This window comes from Pedobacter sp. SL55 (genome assembly GCF_026625705.1).
Lineage (GTDB): Bacteria > Bacteroidota > Bacteroidia > Sphingobacteriales > Sphingobacteriaceae > Pedobacter.
On sequence record NZ_CP113059.1, the window covers coordinates 1,498,700 to 1,515,567 of the forward strand.

At 38.3% G+C, this 16,868-nt stretch carries 15 protein-coding genes; 11 read left to right on the forward strand and 4 right to left on the reverse strand.

The features are described 5' to 3' along the window. Window positions 1-103 precede the first annotated feature (103 nt). The 6 genes from OVA16_RS06860 (at window position 104) to OVA16_RS20035 (ending at window position 4,365) form a co-directional block, all read left to right on the forward strand. Window positions 104-1,480 (forward strand): lipopolysaccharide biosynthesis protein, encoded by a 1,377-nt coding sequence (locus OVA16_RS06860; RefSeq protein WP_267764417.1) that lies wholly within the window; start codon window positions 104-106, stop codon window positions 1,478-1,480. Then, window positions 1,477-2,007: a glycosyltransferase family 32 protein gene (locus OVA16_RS06865; protein ID WP_267764419.1), complete on the forward strand. Its 531-nt coding sequence runs from the start codon at window positions 1,477-1,479 to the stop codon at window positions 2,005-2,007. The genes OVA16_RS06860 and OVA16_RS06865 overlap by 4 nt, the downstream gene beginning before the upstream one ends. A 235-nt stretch (window positions 2,008-2,242) precedes the next feature. Further along, complete coding sequence (locus OVA16_RS06870; RefSeq protein ID WP_267764420.1) at window positions 2,243-2,977, forward strand: glycosyltransferase family 32 protein; 735 nt, start codon at window positions 2,243-2,245, stop codon at window positions 2,975-2,977. 163 nt (window positions 2,978-3,140) lie between these two features. Further along, window positions 3,141-3,716 carry a 30S ribosomal protein S16 gene (locus OVA16_RS06875; RefSeq protein WP_267764421.1) on the forward strand — a complete coding sequence of 192 codons (576 nt, stop codon included), beginning with the start codon at window positions 3,141-3,143 and terminating at the stop codon, window positions 3,714-3,716. 122 nt (window positions 3,717-3,838) lie between these two features. Then, on the forward strand, window positions 3,839-4,150 hold the full coding sequence (locus tag OVA16_RS20030; protein ID WP_324288560.1) for a hypothetical protein: 312 nt from the start codon (window positions 3,839-3,841) through the stop codon (window positions 4,148-4,150). After that, on the forward strand, window positions 4,093-4,365 hold the full coding sequence (locus tag OVA16_RS20035; RefSeq protein ID WP_324288561.1) for a hypothetical protein: 273 nt from the start codon (window positions 4,093-4,095) through the stop codon (window positions 4,363-4,365). Before OVA16_RS20030 ends, OVA16_RS20035 begins: the two co-directional genes overlap by 58 nt. A 319-nt stretch (window positions 4,366-4,684) precedes the next feature. On the opposite strand, the gene OVA16_RS06885 is transcribed toward OVA16_RS20035, so the two are convergent. Beyond that, window positions 4,685-7,909 (reverse strand): chondroitinase-B domain-containing protein, encoded by a 3,225-nt coding sequence (locus OVA16_RS06885; RefSeq protein WP_267764423.1) that lies wholly within the window; start codon window positions 7,907-7,909, stop codon window positions 4,685-4,687. A 148-nt stretch (window positions 7,910-8,057) separates the two neighbouring features. Here OVA16_RS06885 and trmD point away from each other — a divergent pair, with 148 nt between their 5' ends. The 4 genes from trmD (at window position 8,058) to OVA16_RS06905 (ending at window position 11,752) form a co-directional block, all read left to right on the forward strand. Next, window positions 8,058-8,732: a tRNA (guanosine(37)-N1)-methyltransferase TrmD gene (trmD, locus tag OVA16_RS06890; RefSeq protein WP_267764424.1), complete on the forward strand. Its 675-nt coding sequence runs from the start codon at window positions 8,058-8,060 to the stop codon at window positions 8,730-8,732. Window positions 8,733-8,883: 151 nt separating this feature from the next. Next, window positions 8,884-9,231 carry a 50S ribosomal protein L19 gene (gene rplS / locus OVA16_RS06895; RefSeq protein ID WP_324288562.1) on the forward strand — a complete coding sequence of 116 codons (348 nt, stop codon included), beginning with the start codon at window positions 8,884-8,886 and terminating at the stop codon, window positions 9,229-9,231. Window positions 9,232-9,390: 159 nt separating this feature from the next. After that, window positions 9,391-10,617 carry a Glu/Leu/Phe/Val dehydrogenase dimerization domain-containing protein gene (locus OVA16_RS06900; protein WP_267764426.1) on the forward strand — a complete coding sequence of 409 codons (1,227 nt, stop codon included), beginning with the start codon at window positions 9,391-9,393 and terminating at the stop codon, window positions 10,615-10,617. A gap of 4 nt (window positions 10,618-10,621) precedes the next feature. Next, on the forward strand, window positions 10,622-11,752 hold the full coding sequence (locus tag OVA16_RS06905) for a mechanosensitive ion channel family protein (RefSeq protein WP_267764428.1): 1,131 nt from the start codon (window positions 10,622-10,624) through the stop codon (window positions 11,750-11,752). Window positions 11,753-11,995: 243 nt separating this feature from the next. On the opposite strand, the gene OVA16_RS06910 is transcribed toward OVA16_RS06905, so the two are convergent. The 3 genes from OVA16_RS06910 to OVA16_RS06920 all read right to left on the reverse strand — a co-directional run bounded on the left by OVA16_RS06910 (window position 11,996) and on the right by OVA16_RS06920 (window position 15,568). Continuing rightward, window positions 11,996-12,655, reverse strand: coding sequence for a phosphatidylserine decarboxylase family protein (locus OVA16_RS06910; RefSeq protein ID WP_267764429.1), 660 nt, complete (start codon window positions 12,653-12,655; stop codon window positions 11,996-11,998). 260 nt (window positions 12,656-12,915) lie between these two features. Continuing rightward, a complete protein-coding gene (hpt, locus tag OVA16_RS06915; protein ID WP_267764430.1) occupies window positions 12,916-13,455 on the reverse strand; it encodes a hypoxanthine phosphoribosyltransferase in 540 nt (179 codons plus the stop codon). Continuing rightward, window positions 13,445-15,568 (reverse strand): transglycosylase domain-containing protein, encoded by a 2,124-nt coding sequence (locus OVA16_RS06920; RefSeq protein ID WP_267764431.1) that lies wholly within the window; start codon window positions 15,566-15,568, stop codon window positions 13,445-13,447. Before OVA16_RS06920 ends, hpt begins: the two co-directional genes overlap by 11 nt. A gap of 208 nt (window positions 15,569-15,776) precedes the next feature. Here OVA16_RS06920 and OVA16_RS06925 point away from each other — a divergent pair, with 208 nt between their 5' ends. Next, a complete protein-coding gene (locus OVA16_RS06925; protein ID WP_267764433.1) occupies window positions 15,777-16,856 on the forward strand; it encodes an Mrp/NBP35 family ATP-binding protein in 1,080 nt (359 codons plus the stop codon). Window positions 16,857-16,868 lie beyond the last annotated feature (12 nt).

Sequence of the window (16,868 nt, forward strand, 5' to 3'; positions counted from 1 at the left end):
GTGCGCTGTCTGGCGTTGGAATTTCTTTTTTTTAACGCCTTACATTGTAGCGCATTTAGGTAAAGAAGCCTATGGGTTTTTTCCTTTATCTAACAATTTTGTAATGTATGCGGGTATCATTACAACGGCATTAAACTCTATGTCTAGCAGGTACATTACCATTAGCTTAGAGAAAAAAGACATTAAAGAAGTAAATACCTATTTCAATTCTGTTCTTTTTGGAAACATCATTATTTCTCTAGGTTTTGCAGTAGTAAGTGCCATCTTCTGTTTATTTATAGATCAGGTTTTAGATATACCCGCTAATTTGGTTTACGATGTAAGGCTGCTCTTCATCTTCATCTTTTTCAGTCTGGTTATCAATGTTTCTTCTGCTGTTTTTCAGGTAACGGCGTTTGCTTTAAACAGGTTCGATAAATTGGCATTGATCAATATCATTTCTAATGTATTAAAATTAGGAGCCATTATACTGCTGTTTTATTTTTTTACGCCTAAAATTTACTTTTTGGGCGTTACCACGGCAGCCACGGCACTTTACATGTTGGTTGCCAATTACAGGCTTACTAAAAAGCTGCTTCCCGAGGTGCAAATAGATTGGTCTTTTTTCTCTAAAAGTGCACTTTATGTAATTGTGGGTTCTGGTATCTGGAATTCGGTAATGGCCATGGCAAACGTAGTAAATACGCAGTTAGACTTGCTAATTGCCAATCATTTTTTTGGTGCTTCTGGTATGGGTTTTCTATCCCTAACTAAATTTATACCTAACGCTATCTACATCCTTTTAGGAATTATTGTACCCATATTTTTGCCAGAAATGCTTAAAGCTTATGCAAATAGCGACATGAATAAGCTTAAGAAGACTTTAGACCTTTCGTTTAAAGCTATTTTCTTAGTGGTATTGGTGCCTCTTTCGGTGTTTTTTGTTTATGGAGAAGTGTTTTTTAGGCTGTGGTTGCCTACGCAAGATGCCCATGCGTTACATATTTTATCGGTAATTACTTTAGTGCCTTTTATTGTACATGGCACAGTAGAAACCGTTTATCACGTTTTTGTGATTACCAATAAGCTCAAAATTGCCTCTTTTTGGGGTATTTTCATCTCTATCTTCAACTTTGTTTTGGTAATTGTTTTATGTAAATACAGTTCGCTGGGCGTATATGCTATACCTGTTGGCGCTTTAGTGAGCGGTGTGCTAAGCCACCTCACTTTTACTCCTTTATATGCCGCTTACTGCTTGCAAGAAAGTAGGTGGTATTTCTTTAAAAAGATGGTGAGAGGACTGGCAGGTTTCACATTATTAATTGCTTTAAGCTATGGCTGGAAACAGCTTAACTTATTTGCGGTAGATACCTGGTTAATGTTTGTTGTTAACTGCATGGCTATTGGGTTGGTGTTGCTGGTAGTTACCCTGTTTATGAATTTTGATAGTACTACCAGAGGGGATATTTTTAGAAAAGTAAGACAAAAAGTGAAGATATGATTCCGAAGATTTTACATTATTGTTGGTTTGGGAACGGAGAGATGCCAGAATTGGCGCTCAAGTGTTTAGAGTCTTGGAAAAAGCATTTGCCGGCCTATGAAATTATAGAGTGGAACGAAAAAAACTTCGATGTGAATATGTATCGTTTTTCGTTGGAGGCTTATAAGGAAAGAAAGTTTGCTTTTGTGGCAGATGTTTGCCGTTTGTATGCGCTCAAAAATATGGGTGGCATTTATTTGGATACCGATGTGGAATTTTTACGCCCATTAGATGATGAAATGTTAAGTAATAAAGGCTTTACTGGTTTCGAAGATAACCTCTTACTTTCATCTGCGATTATGGGAAGTGAAAAAGATGGAAAATGGATCAATGATCTTTTGCCTTATTATGATAATCGAAGTTTTTATTTAAAGGATGGTAGCCATGATGTTAATCCCAATACGGAGATCATCACGGAGTTTATGAAGACAAAGAAAAATGTCCAAATTAACAACACCTTTCAAGCTTACTGGATGACTATTGTGTGATTTATCCAAGTGATTATTTCTGTCCCAAAAGCTGGAAAACTTTAAAGATAAAGCAAACGGTTAATACCTACTGTATCCACCATTTTGCGGGGTCTTGGCTACATAAAAAACAAAGTTTGATAGGCAAGGTGGCTAATTTTTTGTTGGGTAAAAGAATTGCGAACGCTTGGTCTAAGAAATATCGCAGCAAGAAAATGTTTTAAATACATCAACCTAAAAAACAAAAATTAAGCTCATGATACCTAAGATTATACATTATTGTTGGTTTGGGAGAGGAGAGATGCCAAAATTGGCGCTCGATTGCTTGGCATCTTGGAAAAAATTCTTGCCAGAGTATGAAATTAAGCTTTGGAACGAAGACAACTTTGATTTTGGCAGCTATAAATACGCCGCCGATGCTTATAAAGAAAGAAAATTTGCTTTCGTGTCTGATGTTTGTCGTTTGTACGTGTTAAAAGAGTTTGGAGGCTTGTATTTGGATACCGATGTGGAGTTTATTAAGCCTTTTCCAGATCAGTTTTTGGCCGATATTGCCTTTACAGGTTTCGAAGATCAGCTGGTTTCTGCAGGGGTGATTGGCAGTGTAAAAAATGGCGAGTGGGTTAGCAATTTATTGTCGCTTTACCATACAAAGAGTTTTTACAAGACCGATGGGAGCTTAGATGTGAACCCCATTACCGAAATGATGACCGATCATCTTGGTAAAGAAAAAGGAGTTTTGGCCAATAATACTTATCAAAAAGTAACGGGTTATTGCACCATTTACCCAAGCGAATATTTCTATCCTAAAAGCTGGAAAACATTAAAGATGAACATCACTCCAAATACCTATTGTATTCATCATTTTGCTGGGTCTTGGATAGATCATAACTATACTTTTTTAGGTAAAGTTGCCAATTGGATTTTAGGGAAAAGAGTTGCTGAAAATTGGTCGACAAAATATAGAAAATTTAGGGGCAGGGGAGGTTAGTTGCTTGGGCATATCCCATCTTTTGTGAATATTTTGTATTTAAGTTAGTGTGTTGGTGTAAAATTTAAACCTAGTTTGCTAATTACCAACATATTGTTTACTTTTGCAGCCCCGCAACACGAAGTTCCGGGAACTATGTTGAATACATAAACTATAAAAAAGAATGGCAACTAAAATCAGATTGCAAAGATTCGGTAAAAAAGGAAAACCTTTTTACCACGTGGTAGTAGCAGATGCTCGTGCTCCAAGAGATGGAAAATTCATCGAGCGTTTAGGTTCTTACAACCCAAACACTAACCCGGCAACTATCGAACTTAACTTCGATAAAGCAGTAACTTGGGTACTTAACGGTGCAGAACCTACTGACACAGCTCGTGCTATCCTTTCTTACAAAGGTGTTTTGTACAAAAAACACTTAGAAGGTGGTATCAGAAAAGGTGCTTTAACTCAAGAACAAGCAGATGCTAAATTTGCTACTTGGTTAGAAACTAAAGCTGGCAAAATTTCTGGTAAAACAGAAGGGTTAGCAAACACTAAAGCAGAAGCTCGTAAAGCAGCTTTAGCAGCAGAAGCTAAGAAAAACGAAGACAGAGCAGCAGCTATTGCAGCTAAAAACGCACCAGTTGCGGAAGAAGTTGTAGAAGAAGAAGCAGCTACTGAAGAAGCTCCAGCGGTAGAAGCTGAGGCAGCAACAGAAGCTCCTGCTGAAGAAACTCAAGCAGAAGATAAAGCTGAGTAATTCACTTTACTTCAAAATTAAATAGCGTCCCGATCTTGATTGGGACGCTATTTTTATTAACTAATTAACCGAATGTGGTAATTAGCCAATTATCACATCAATCAATCATCACATTTTCTAGCATGACTAAAGACGAATCATTTTACATCGGTTACATTACCAAAACTAAAGGCTTAAAAGGCGAGGTTCAGCTGTTTTTCGAGTTTGAAGATTACCAAGATTTGGAGCTTGATGTATTGTTTTTAGAAGTAAACGGAAAAATGGTGCCCTTTTTCGTAGCTAGCCATAAACTGTATGATAACAAAACTGGTCTTTTCTATTTTGATGATGTTGACCATATAGACAAAGCGCAGCCTTTGGTAAAGAAAAAGCCTATTTGCCTCTCAGTAAAAAGCCAGAACGAGACGAAGACGAATTTTTCTATACAGATTTAAAAGGCTTCATTGCTGTAGATGAAACTTTGGGCGAACTAGGAGAAATCATCGAAGTAAATGAGTATCCACAACAATTTGTAGCTACTGTACATTATAAAAATACCGATATTCTTTTCCCGTTAAATGAAGATTTTATTGTAGAGATAGACGACGAAGAAAATATCTTAACCTTAGATTTACCCGAAGGTTTATTGGATATTTATCTTAATCCGTAGTTAGCAAATACAATAAAGCATTAAGTATTACTGGTAACAATAGGTTGCAACATAGCAAACAACTTGTCTATTGCAATTATCTATAAAGCCTACTGTTAACAAACAGCTTAGCGCCCATCTCCACAATTAATTTATGAACCTGAGTTCGATTATCAACCCATTGATTATTAACTTTTAAAACTGATGCTGAACTAAATTCAGCATGACGAACCGCCAATTTTCCGTCACCCTGAATTTATTTCAGGGTCGGCGAACTCAATAAGTTTAAATAATGCTGTAAAATAAACAAATAATAATCGAACTCAGGTTATGAGTTAGTTTAAGGAGCAATTACAATAGGTAGCGAAATCATTTTCTTTTCTGCATTTAAAAATTGTACAAAATACATTCCTGGCGCTAGCGAGCCAATAGGTATTTGACAAGAAGCAGCATTTGAGCTAAGCTTTTCCAACACCGTTTTTCCAAGTAAATTAATCATTTTAACTTTAAGAGTGCTAGTTGGTGTGTATCCAAAATCTAATGTAAACTCTTTTGTGGTTGGGTTGGGGTAAACTTTTGCCAATTGAGTGCTGAACACGTTTACCACTTTTTCCTTAAATAGCTCGATATCTCCATTCTCGTCTACTGTTTTTAGGCGGTAATAATTATTTCCTGCCGTTGGCGATGAGTGTTTGGTTTTATAAACCAATTGTCCATTTACTGGAACTAGATCTGCAACGGTTTTGAAATCCGAAAAATCTGTGCGCCACTCTATTTCGTATCGTTTTACATTTTCTTGCTTTGCTACTACCCATTTTAGTTCTACTTGTTGGTTTACATAGGCGGCATCGAAAGAAACCAAAGCTATAGGCAATACGTTAAAATAACTGTAAGCAAATGGTAGGGCGTCTGGTCCAACGTTATTCTCATCGAGAGCGCTAATAGCTACCGCAGTGTTCCTGTCGTATTCATCGGCGCCAATATCAGCTACGCCAATTCTATTTTGGTTCTCGTAATCTACATTGGCATAGTTAAAAGTTCCTGTGGCTGCATTTATAGCTGGGCTAGTAGCGCTTAATCGCAGTATTTCGTATGCTTTTTGTTGCTGGCAATCTGTGCCATTACAAGCAGGCTGTTCTAATAAGGGATCTATGTTTGTAATTTGCGCATTTGATGCCGAAATGCCAATTGTGGCCGTATTGGTGGCATGCATAATGTTATTGCTAAAACTAACGCCTGCCAAAGATTGCGGGCTGTAAGCGGTAACAATTTGCGTGGTATTTTCTTTTACAATGTTATTGGCAATTAAACAGTTGATAGGCGCTTTGTCGTACTTGTAACCTATTTCAATATTCGATTTATTGTTCACGAAAGTATTGAATACCACCTCTACATTTTCTGGTACATAGTGTTTGGCCAAATCTGTTGGGTTAGCCACATTGTAAGCATCGCCGTTGGTAATGGTAATGGCCGCATCAAAAATACTTCCCGTTAGGCCAGAAAAATAATTGTTAAATATTTTATGGTTCTTGCCGTACACCCTCACGCCGCCTGCTCCTATTACACTAGAATTGCCGTTTTCATTTGTGTAAATGGCTGTTTTTCCTTCCCCAAAAAAGTAATTTCCCTCTACAATACTATTATTTCCTTGGCGTAGGCAAACTGTTCCTAAACACCTTCTAAAAGTGTTGTATCTTACCGTATTGGCAAAAGATTTTACCGAAACTATCTCCGGATCGCCATCGCAGTCTTCGAAAAGATTATATTCTACTACCGTATAGCCATTGCTTTGTGAAAGGGTGCTTACTCCAATGCGTATGGTTTCTTTCTCGTTTTCTTCTCTGGGGCCGTTGTTTTTAAAGATATTATAAGCTATAGTGTCTCGCTGGGTTTGCTGATTAATATTGCCATCTAACAGAATAAACTTGCCCGATTTGGTTTTTCCTTCAAAAGAGTTGTAATCAATTCTATTGTTGCCAGATCTTAGCGGGGCGGTACTGCCAAAGGTATCGCCAATGTACAACCAATTGCAAGAATTGATATTGGTTTCGTCTAGCTTAAAGCTGTTTCTGGTAATCCTAACCCTATTGCAATTCAGCATTTTTACACCTGTTCCTACATTGGCGCTTCTAAAAGAAAATCCCTGAAGCGTTACATACTGCAAGCCATCTAAAACCAGTGCCGTTGCTCCATTTAAGATAGCTTGGCCTTGGTTTTTGGCTTTAATAATTATAGGTCGGTTAGGGCACGCAGAGCGATTAATGGTTAGGCTGCTCAAATCATAGCTGCCATCTTCTACCAAAATAAGGTCTCCGGGGTTCATGGCGCCCAAAGCAGCTTTAAATTCGATTACCGTGGTTACGGTTCGGGTAATTCCGGGGGTGGTGTTTATTGCCACGTCGGCACCTATAGACATATCGGCAGTAACGGTAAAGGTTTTTGTAATTTGAGTGCCACTTAAATCGCCTGTCCAGCCGTTAAACTGAGAGCAAAAATCGGTGGTAATGGTAGCCGTTACTTGTGTTTCGCTCAGGTATTTGCCATTGGTAGGGGCAGGAGATAAGGTAATACTGCCATTGGTAGGTTGGTTAATTGTTACGGCGTATTCTGCTGGAGGGGCAGTATTGTCAACAATAACGTTGGCTCCAACAACCATATTGTTGGTAATATTGAAAGTTTTGGTAAGTTCTGTCCCAGACAAATCTCCAGTCCAGCCGTTGTTTTTATAGCCCTGTGGTAAACTTAATGTTGCTGTAATTTGGTCGTTTACCTGATAGCTGGCTTGCGACGGGTTTAGTGAAATGGTGCCGTAATTGGGCTGCTCTATATTGATAATTCTGGCCGTGGGCGATGGTAGAAATGAAATATCTGGAATTGGGTTTTTGCCAATGTATAGATCGTCTATAGTAAAATCAGAACTGGCAACCTGTGTGTCCGTTGTATGGTTAATACGTAAGGAGTGAAACTCTTTAACTGTTGCCGCCCTAATACCACTTGCTGTTGGGGTATAGGCTTCCCTCATAGCAAATTCGGTAGCATTAAGGTTGCCATTAACAGCTACTTTAAATTTCTCGGCAACTAAATCTGTTTTAATAGAAATTCGGAACCAAGTATTTGCCTGCCAAGTACCAATTTCAACTTGGGTGCCACCGTTAGAAATTTTTATTTTATTGTCAACAGTTAACTCAAGCACGTAAATGCGCTTTAAGCTGCCACCATATTGATCCCAAGCCGTTAAAAATGTGCTTTTCGTGGTAAAAGAAACAGGATTAATCCACATGTCTGTATAAAAAACATCTCTAATTCCGGTTACGGTGCCACTATACGGAATAAAATTAACCGCCAGTGCATTGTTGTTGTTGCTAAAATTTAAACCATTAAGACCGGTTTGTGCTTTAGCATTGCTGATGGTTGCATTTCCGCTAACTACGGTCCACAGGTTTTGAGAATTAATGCTTCCAATGGTGTAGGTTGGGTTTTCGAATGATGTTTTAATTGCAGTTTGTGCCGAAACAGCAAATTGCATTAACAGCAGCCCTGTTATAAAGTAACTGATTAATTTCATGAAGCTTATATTTGGTTTACCAATTTTTGGTTAACCAAATATAGTTGAGATTATCGCAACAACAAATTATTCTTCAGTTAAAAATAGTTAACTACTGCTTGTCGGGTTAGTAGCTATTAAAATGCCATTAAAGCCGTATATTTGCGCCATGCGTTTTGATATTATTTCTGTATTGCCCGATTTGCTTACCAGTCCGTTTGCCCATTCTATTTTACAGCGAGCACAAAAAAAAGGAATTGCAGAAATTGTGGTGCACAACCTCAGAGATTATGCTACCAATAAGCAAAAAAGTGTAGACGATTACCCTTACGGTGGTGGTAGCGGTATGGTTATGAGCATTCCGCCGTTTGCTGCCTGTATAGAAAAACTACAGCAAGAGCGCACTTACGATGAAATTATTTTCATGAGCCCCGATGGAGAAACGCTAAATCAGACCATTGCCAACGAGCTTTCTATTAAAGGAAATATCATCATTTTATGTGGGCATTATAAAGGAATAGACCAGCGTATTAGAGATATTTATGTAACCAGAGAAATTTCTATTGGCGATTATGTGCTTTCGGGCGGAGAATTGCCTGCTGCCGTATTGGTAGATGCCATTATTAGATTGATACCAGGGGTTTTAAATGATGAAACCTCGGCATTGTCTGACAGTTTTCAGGGCGAGTTGTTAGATGCGCCTGTTTACACCAGGCCTGCAGATTGGCGTGGGCATAAAATTCCCGACATCTTGTTAAGCGGGCACGAGGCAAAAATTAACGAGTGGCGCCATGAAGAAGCGCTAAAACGCACACAGCAACGCCGCCCAGATTTGTTGAAATAATGCGATAATTAGACGATTTGATCAATAGCTAATTTACTAATTACCGATTTATCAAATTTTATTGAAATTTCGCTTTTATTTCTAAAAATAATTTCCTAATATTGCAGTCCGATTTTAAACAATATAAAAATCGGCTTAATAGCTTAAAATCATGGATTTAGTAAAATTTGTAGAAGAACAGGTAAGCACTCAAAAAGAATTTCCTTCTTTTAAATCTGGAGATACTGTAAGTGTTCATTATAAAATTCGCGAGGGTAATAAAGAACGTATTCAGATTTACCAAGGTGTAGTTATTCAACGCAACAGCGCTGGTGCTAACGAAACTTTCACTGTTCGTAAAATTAGTAATGGTGTGGGTGTAGAGCGTATCTTCCCTATCGGTTCTCCAAATATCGAGAAAGTAGAAGTAAACAGCTATGGTAAAGTACGTAGAGCTAAGTTGTTCTATTTACGTAACTTAACTGGTAAAGCAGCTCGTATCAAATCATTAAGAAAGTAATCTTTCTTTCTATAGAAAAAATATAACCTCGACTTTATGTCGGGGTTTTTTTGTTTATATCTTTGCGCAGCCAAATTGAAATCTGATAATGAAACAGTCGGGATCGCATCTGTGACATTGCTCATTTCAATACTTATTATTTATAAAAATGAACACCAAATGAAAGAACTGTTAAAAAAGTATGAAGAAAAGCAGCCCGAGATTGTTTTTGAGTGGAAAGACAAAGAATCTGAGGCCGAAGGATGGGTTGTAATCAATTCTTTACGTGGTGGTGCTGCTGGCGGCGGTACCAGAATGCGTAAGGGCTTGGATAAACATGAGGTAGAATCGCTGGCCAAAACAATGGAAGTGAAATTTACCGTTTCTGGGCCTCCCATTGGTGGCGCCAAATCGGGCATTAATTTTGACCCAGCAGATCCCCGTAAAAAAGAAGTGCTAGAACGTTGGTATAAGGCGGTAATGCCTTTGCTTAAAAACTACTATGGTACTGGCGGCGATTTAAACATCGACGAAATTCACGAAGTTATTCCAATTACCGAAGGTTATGGCCTATGGCACCCGCAAGAGGGGGTAATTAACGGCCACTACCAAGCAAGAGAAAATGAGCGTATCCACCAAATTGGCCAGTTGCGCTACGGTGTTTCTAAAGTACTCGAAGATTTAACTTACACACCAGACATCAAGAGAAAATATAAAGTAGCCGATATGATTACAGGCTATGGCGTATCAGAGTCTATTAAGCACTTTTACCAAATTTGGGGTGGCAATATTAAAGGAAAACGAGCCATTATACAGGGTTGGGGCAACGTTGCTGCGGCTGCGGGTTATTATTTGGCACAACAGGGTGTTAAGGTAGTAGGTATTATTGATCGTGTTGGTGGTTTAATTAATCCAGAAGGTTTTACGGAAGCAGAAATTGCAGCTCTATTTAACAACCGCTTAAATAATACATTAGTTGCAGAAAATTTGCTGCCTTTTGACGAAGCATACAGTAAAATTTGGAGCATGGGTGCCGAAATTTTTGTGCCAGCTGCTGCCTCTAGGTTAGTGAAACAGGAAGAAGTAGACCAAATGATTGCCAACGGAATGGAAGTAATTGCCTGTGGTGCCAACGTGCCTTTTGCCGATAAGGAAATTTTCTTTGGTAGCATTATGGAGCATGCTGATAACCATTTAGCCGTAATTCCTGATTTTATTGCCAACTGTGGCATGGCCAGGGTGTTTGCTTATTTAATGCAGCGCAATGTAGAAATGAGCGACGATGCTATTTTTACAGACGCCTCTAACATTATTAGTAATGCACTTAAAGCTGTTTACCAAACATCAAACAAGAGAACAAACTTATCAAGCACAGCTTTTGAAATTGCATTGAAGCAATTGGTATAAACTTATGGATACGAACTTTTTAGAGCAAATTTTTTGGGGCAATACGTTAAAGCAATATGCTTTTTTTGTAGGTATCATCATCGTAGGGTTACTCTTTAAAAGAATTGTATCCCGCATTTTTAGTCAGCTTATTTTTAGGCTCTTTAAAAAATTTGCCGACGAAGTTAACTCAGAAACCTTTATTGGTTTGCTTTTAAAGCCAATAGAGTTTTTTATTAGTTTGTCTACACTGTATATTGCTATCAATCAGTTAAAGCATCCTTTAAATGTTGCATTTTTTCGCTACAAGAAAAATAAGATCAACGAAGTATTTACCATTGGCGAGTTTGTAGATAAAATTTTCCTGTTCCTAATCATCCTCTCTGTTTTCTGGATTGTGTTAAGAATTGTTGATTTTATAGCCCATGTGCTTTTGGTACGTGCTGCCAAAACCCATAATAAGGCTGATGACCAGCTGGTCCCTTTTTTGAAAGAACTGCTTAAATTTATGGTTTGCTTTGTTGGCTTTTTTGTGTTGTTGGGCTATGTGTTTGAGGTAAATGCGGTAAGCTTAATTACGGGTTTAGGTATTGGTGGTATAGCCATAGCCATGGCGGCCAAAGATAGCTTAGAAAACCTATTGGGCTCTTTCTTAATCTTTATGGATAAGCCCTTTACCGTGGGCGATGTAGTAAAAGTAGATGGTATTGAAGGAACGATTGAGCGTGTGGGTTTTAGAAGCACGGTTTTGCGCAGTGCAGATAAAACTACTTACGTCATCCCAAACCGATCTATGATTGATGGTGTATTGGAAAACCTGACCATGAGAAATGCCCGTAGGGTAAAGTTTGATATTGGTTTGGTTTACGAAACCAGCAATGAGGTGCTTAAAAAAATCATTGCCGAAATCAACGGTTTCCTTGCAGAAAATCCAAAAACGACGGATTCTTCGGTAGCTTTTGATTCTTTTGGAGATTCTGCACTTAATCTTCAAATTATTTATTTGGTGCCCATGAAAAAAGAGTTTGATTTGGCAAAAATTAAGGAAGAGGTAAATTTTAAACTGATTGAGATTGTACAGGCCAATGGTTCTGATTTTGCTTACCCAACGCAGCGCAGTATAGAAGAAAGCGCATCAGAAAAAAATAATAAATAAATGTTTTAGAAAAGCAATTGCAAAAGCCCGATTAAGTGTTAGTCGGGCTTTTTGCTTTACGTCATTGCGAGGTACGAAGCAATCTTAAAGCACAAGTAATTAACAATAGCGATAGTTGTAGGATTGCTTCGTACCTCGCAATTGACGATCCAGATGCCTAACCATAGACAAATAAAAAGCTTTGCAAGATTAAACTCACAAAGCTTTATACTTTCTACTTTAAACTTTTATACTTTTAACTTCCTAAGCTAGTTCTCCTAGAACCGTAATGCCACCTTTAACCACTTGGTTAAGTTCTAAGTTCACTTTAGTGCCTAAGGGCAAGAAAATATCTACCCTCGATCCAAATTTAATAAAGCCAAATTGCTCGTTTTGCGTTACTTGGTCGCCCTCTTTTACATACCAAACAATACGGCGAGCTAAAGCGCCTGCAATTTGACGAAACAATACAGGTGCACCATTTTTATGTTCTACCACTACGGTTGTACGCTCGTTCTCGGTGCTCGATTTTGGGTTCCAAGCAGCTAAATATTTACCGGGATGGTATTTAAAGAACTTTACCACGCCAGAGATTGGATTACGATTGATGTGCACATTTACAGGCGACATGAAAATAGATACCTGCAAACGTTTATCTTTAAAATATTCGCCTTCTTCAGTTTCTTCAATTACTACTACTTTACCATCGGCAGGGCAAATAATTAAGTTGTCGCCATTGGTAAACGTACGTTTAGGGTTTCTAAAAAACTGTAGTACGGTAATAAATAATGCAAAAGAAAGGATGTACACAAACCATCTTAGCACAAATACATCGGCAAATCTGTATTCAACAACAGCGTTGATGATGAATATAAAAAGTATGGTTAGGGCAATGGAGGTATATCCTTCTTTATGTATGGTCATTTTGATTTTAGATTTTAGAGTTACGATTTTAGATTTGAAATCTGATTTAATTACACTACAAAACTCGTAAAAATTTATCACTTTTTGGTGGTCTTTTTTGAGCTACTTGCACAGGTTTTTGTTAAATAAACCCGATTGAAATGGCATCCCGATTTTCATCGGGATAAAATGTAAAGCGGGACTATCGAAACCACAGAGGCAGTGGAATTGCTTTTCAAAAAAACTTGAGATGCTCTAGTAGCCGCTGGATTGATACAAAATTAAACTGCCCTGTAAATATGGTTCAAGTTTCGTCCCAAGCCGTCGTAATCTAAGCCGTATCCAACTACAAACTCATTAGGGATTTCGAAACCTACATAGGCCAGTTCTTGGATTTCCTCTTTCAGCGCTTCGGGCTTAAACAATAGGGTGCAAACAGCTACAGAAGCGGGTTCTTGCTCGTATATTTTGGCCAAAATGTACTTCATGGTTAAGCCCGTGTCTATAATATCTTCTACTATCACAATATCTCTACCTTTAAGGTTTTGTGGCATACCTAAGGCGTCTTTAACAGAGCCTGTACTGCTTGTGCCGTGATAAGAAGCGATCTTGATAAACTCAGTTTCGCAAGGCAGCTCAATTTCTTTCATTAGGTCTGCCAGAAACAGAAAACTGCCGTTAAGTACGCCTATAAATAGTGGGTTTCTGTTTTCGTAAGCTACATTAAGCTGTATGGCCATTAAACGAATGCGCTTGGCAATGGTTTCTTCTTCTAATAAAAGCTCAAATTCTTTTTGATGAACGCTGATGTTAGTTTCCATTTTTTTCGATCTCCTTTTCTCGTCTTCGTTCTTCGCGGCGTTCTTGCCTAAGCTGTTTTTTTGTTTTTGTGGTATCGGTAGCGGGCTGCACTTTTGCTGTATCTTTTTTAGCTACACCACCAAATAACCTATCGAACAAGTTTTTAGATTTATCCTGCATCCCTTCGGGAGTCATCATGTCGTCTTCGCCAATATCAATGGCATTGGTGTCTATGGTGGTAGAATCTGGCAGTAGGTATTGTCTTAAACCTTCTCGTAAACGTACATCGTAAAAACCATAGCCTGTACTGTCTGGTGTGGCTAGGCCGCGGCGAGCCATAATGTTGCCAATGTATTTAAAGTATGGCAGCAAATATCCTTTTAGCGTACCATTGCTCATAAATTTATATAAGGCCACTTTTGGCTTAGGCACAATGTTGGCTAAGAAAATACCTTCGCCTATGGTTAACTCGGCAGGTGTTTTGCCAAAATAATGGCGTGATGCTTCGCCAATACCATATACGTTGTTGCCCATTTCTATAATGTTGAAATAAACTTCGAGCATACGAGCTTTGCTAACCAAACGGTTGTTCTCTATGAGCCAAACAATTAAAATTTCTTCGGCTTTGCGTACTAAAGTTTTCTTTCTGCTAAGGAAAACATTTTTTACCAACTGCATAGAAATGGTACTTCCGCCGCGTTTAAATTTTTTCTCTTTAAAGTTTACGGCAATAGATTTACGGATAGATTCTTCCACAAAACCTTTATGCCTAAAAAACGATGGGTCTTCGGCTGTGAGCAAGGCATTTTTAAAGTTTGGCGAGATGTTTTCTAGCCGTGTAAAATTAGGGTTTGATGGGCCAATGGTAATGTTTCGCATGGGCTTGCCATACTCATAAGGTGTATAAACAAAATCTGAATTAATTTTGGTAAGATCCGTTTTTCCAAATTGCAATACTTTAAAATCTGTTGGGGTTAAGGTAGAGCTAAACTTTACGCTATCAGGAAGCGAGGTGTCCAAATGAAAATCGAGACTGTATTTTAATTTTCCTTGTACCTTAATGCCGTCTAAAGATTCGAACAAACCTACCGGAAAAGAATTGAAAATTGCCTGTGCATCTTGCTCTGGCGCATTTAGCTTCATTTCATAGATTTTGTTGGGAGAAAGCGTGTATTTTAAATACGGATGGATGGAAGCATCGCGTAGATAAACGGTTGATGTACTATCTAAACACACAAAATTTTCGCCAATAAGCATGTCTGCTTCTACACGAGCATCGGGTACAATAATATCTTCTGCCGAAATGCGGGGTTGGTTAATCAATAAATTTTTGATGGCCCAAGAACCAGAAATTTTGTAATCATCGCCACTAAAACTGGCCTCTTTCATTTGCGTTTTTACCGTGTCGAAATTGATTTTGGTGTGCAGTTTATTTTCCAGATAAGGTAATTCCACTTTTTTCCCATCGGCAAACAGCATTACATCCAATTGTTTATCGCTAGGGTCTAGGTTGCCGTTAATGTGCCAAATTGCCGCAGTATCATTTACTTTTATGGTCGATTTGAGTTCGCCCCCATCAATAGTTGCGGTAGTGGTTAAAAATTTCACAAAGGCTGTATCATTGTCGTTCAACTGCATCATGAAATTCTTGATTTCCATATCATCAGGTATTTTGTAAAATACCTGGTTTAACAAGTTGCTGGCCAGTTCGCTTAAATTAACCTTGCCTTTGGTAGTGGTGCTGTCTTTTTTCTTTCTTTTTAAGATAAAATCGATATTGGTTAACGTGTCTCGCATTACTACGTTTAGTTTTCCTTCGTTTAGGGTAACTTCCGAAAGTTTTACATCGCCAAATAACAAAGGAAAAAGCTTTACACCAATGGTAATATCGCCTATGGTGGTTAAGGTATCTCTATCTTTTGGTACCACCGAAACTTTGTTCATACGTACACTGCTTAAGCCACTAAAACCATATTCGCCAATTTTAACGGCTAAGCCATAATCTTTTTGGGCTTTATTAATGGCTTTTGCAACCATTTTGTTTAGCAGTGCTTCTCTTTTACTGTAAGCAATTGCTCCGCCAGCGGTTAACAAAAGTGCCAGTACACCTAAAACCCAGGCGCCAATTTTCAAATATTTCTTTGGTATTTTAATTTTCGGTAGCTGCATAAACCATCTCAAAATAATAGACTTAAAGTGTTAAAACATTGTTGTTATGGCCTTTAAAGTCTTTCTAACGTTTCCTAACAAACGCAAAAAGCATTTGTTTATTCCGTGTTAAAAATACAACAAAAAGCTAGATACAAAATTATTTATAGCTTATGTTTAGTAATTTTGTAGCATGATAATTAGCGAGGAAAAAGTTTTAGCAGCACTTAGTCATGTAGAAGATCCAGATTTGAAAAAAGATTTGGTTACCTTGAATATGATTAAAGATGTTAAAATTGAGGACAAAAAAGTTTTTTTTACACTTGAATTGACTACGCCGGCCTGTCCGATGAAAGACATGCTGAAAAATGCCTGTATAAATGCGGTAAAACATTTTGTAGCTGCCGATGCCGAGGTAGAGATTAACATTACTTCGCGAGTAACCAAACCTATGGATACGAGCCAGCTTAAAGCCATTAAAAATATTGTTTTAATTTCTTCGGGTAAGGGTGGTGTTGGCAAATCTACCGTGGCGAGCAATTTAGCGGTTACCTTGGCTGCCGATGGAGCTAAAGTAGGTTTAATTGATGCCGATATTTACGGGCCTTCTGTACCCATTATGTTTGATTTGGTGGGTGCAAAGCCGAGTGCCAAAGAAACTGAAGATGGCAAAACTTTAATTCTTCCGATAGAGAAATATGGCATTAAGCTGCTTTCTTTAGGGTTTTTTTCAGATCCAGACCAGCCAGTGCCTTGGCGTGGGCCTATGGCTTCAAATGCAATTAAGCAACTTTTTAACGATGCAGATTGGGGAGAATTAGATTATTTATTGATTGATTTGCCTCCTGGTACGGGCGATATTCACATTACCATTTGCCAGAGTTTTCCAATTGCGGGTGCGGTAATTGTAACCACACCGCAACAGGTTGCGCTTGCCGATACCAGAAAAGGATTAGCCATGTTTGGAATGCCAGGAATTAACATTCCGGTGTTGGGCGTGGTAGAGAATATGGCCTATTTTACTCCAGAAGAACTGCCAGAAAACAAGTATTACCTTTTTGGTAAAGATGGAGGTAAGGAGTTGGCGCAACGTTTTGAAGTGCCGTTTTTGGGAGAAATTCCATTGGTGCAGGGCATTACCGAGGCTGGAGATCAAGGAAGGCCAATCTCGTTGCAAACGGATCATCCGCAAGCCATCTCTTTTAAAGAAATTGCAGGAAAAATAGCACAGCAGATTTCCATCCACAATGTGCAAGCAACAGCTAATTGCTAAATTTTTATTACT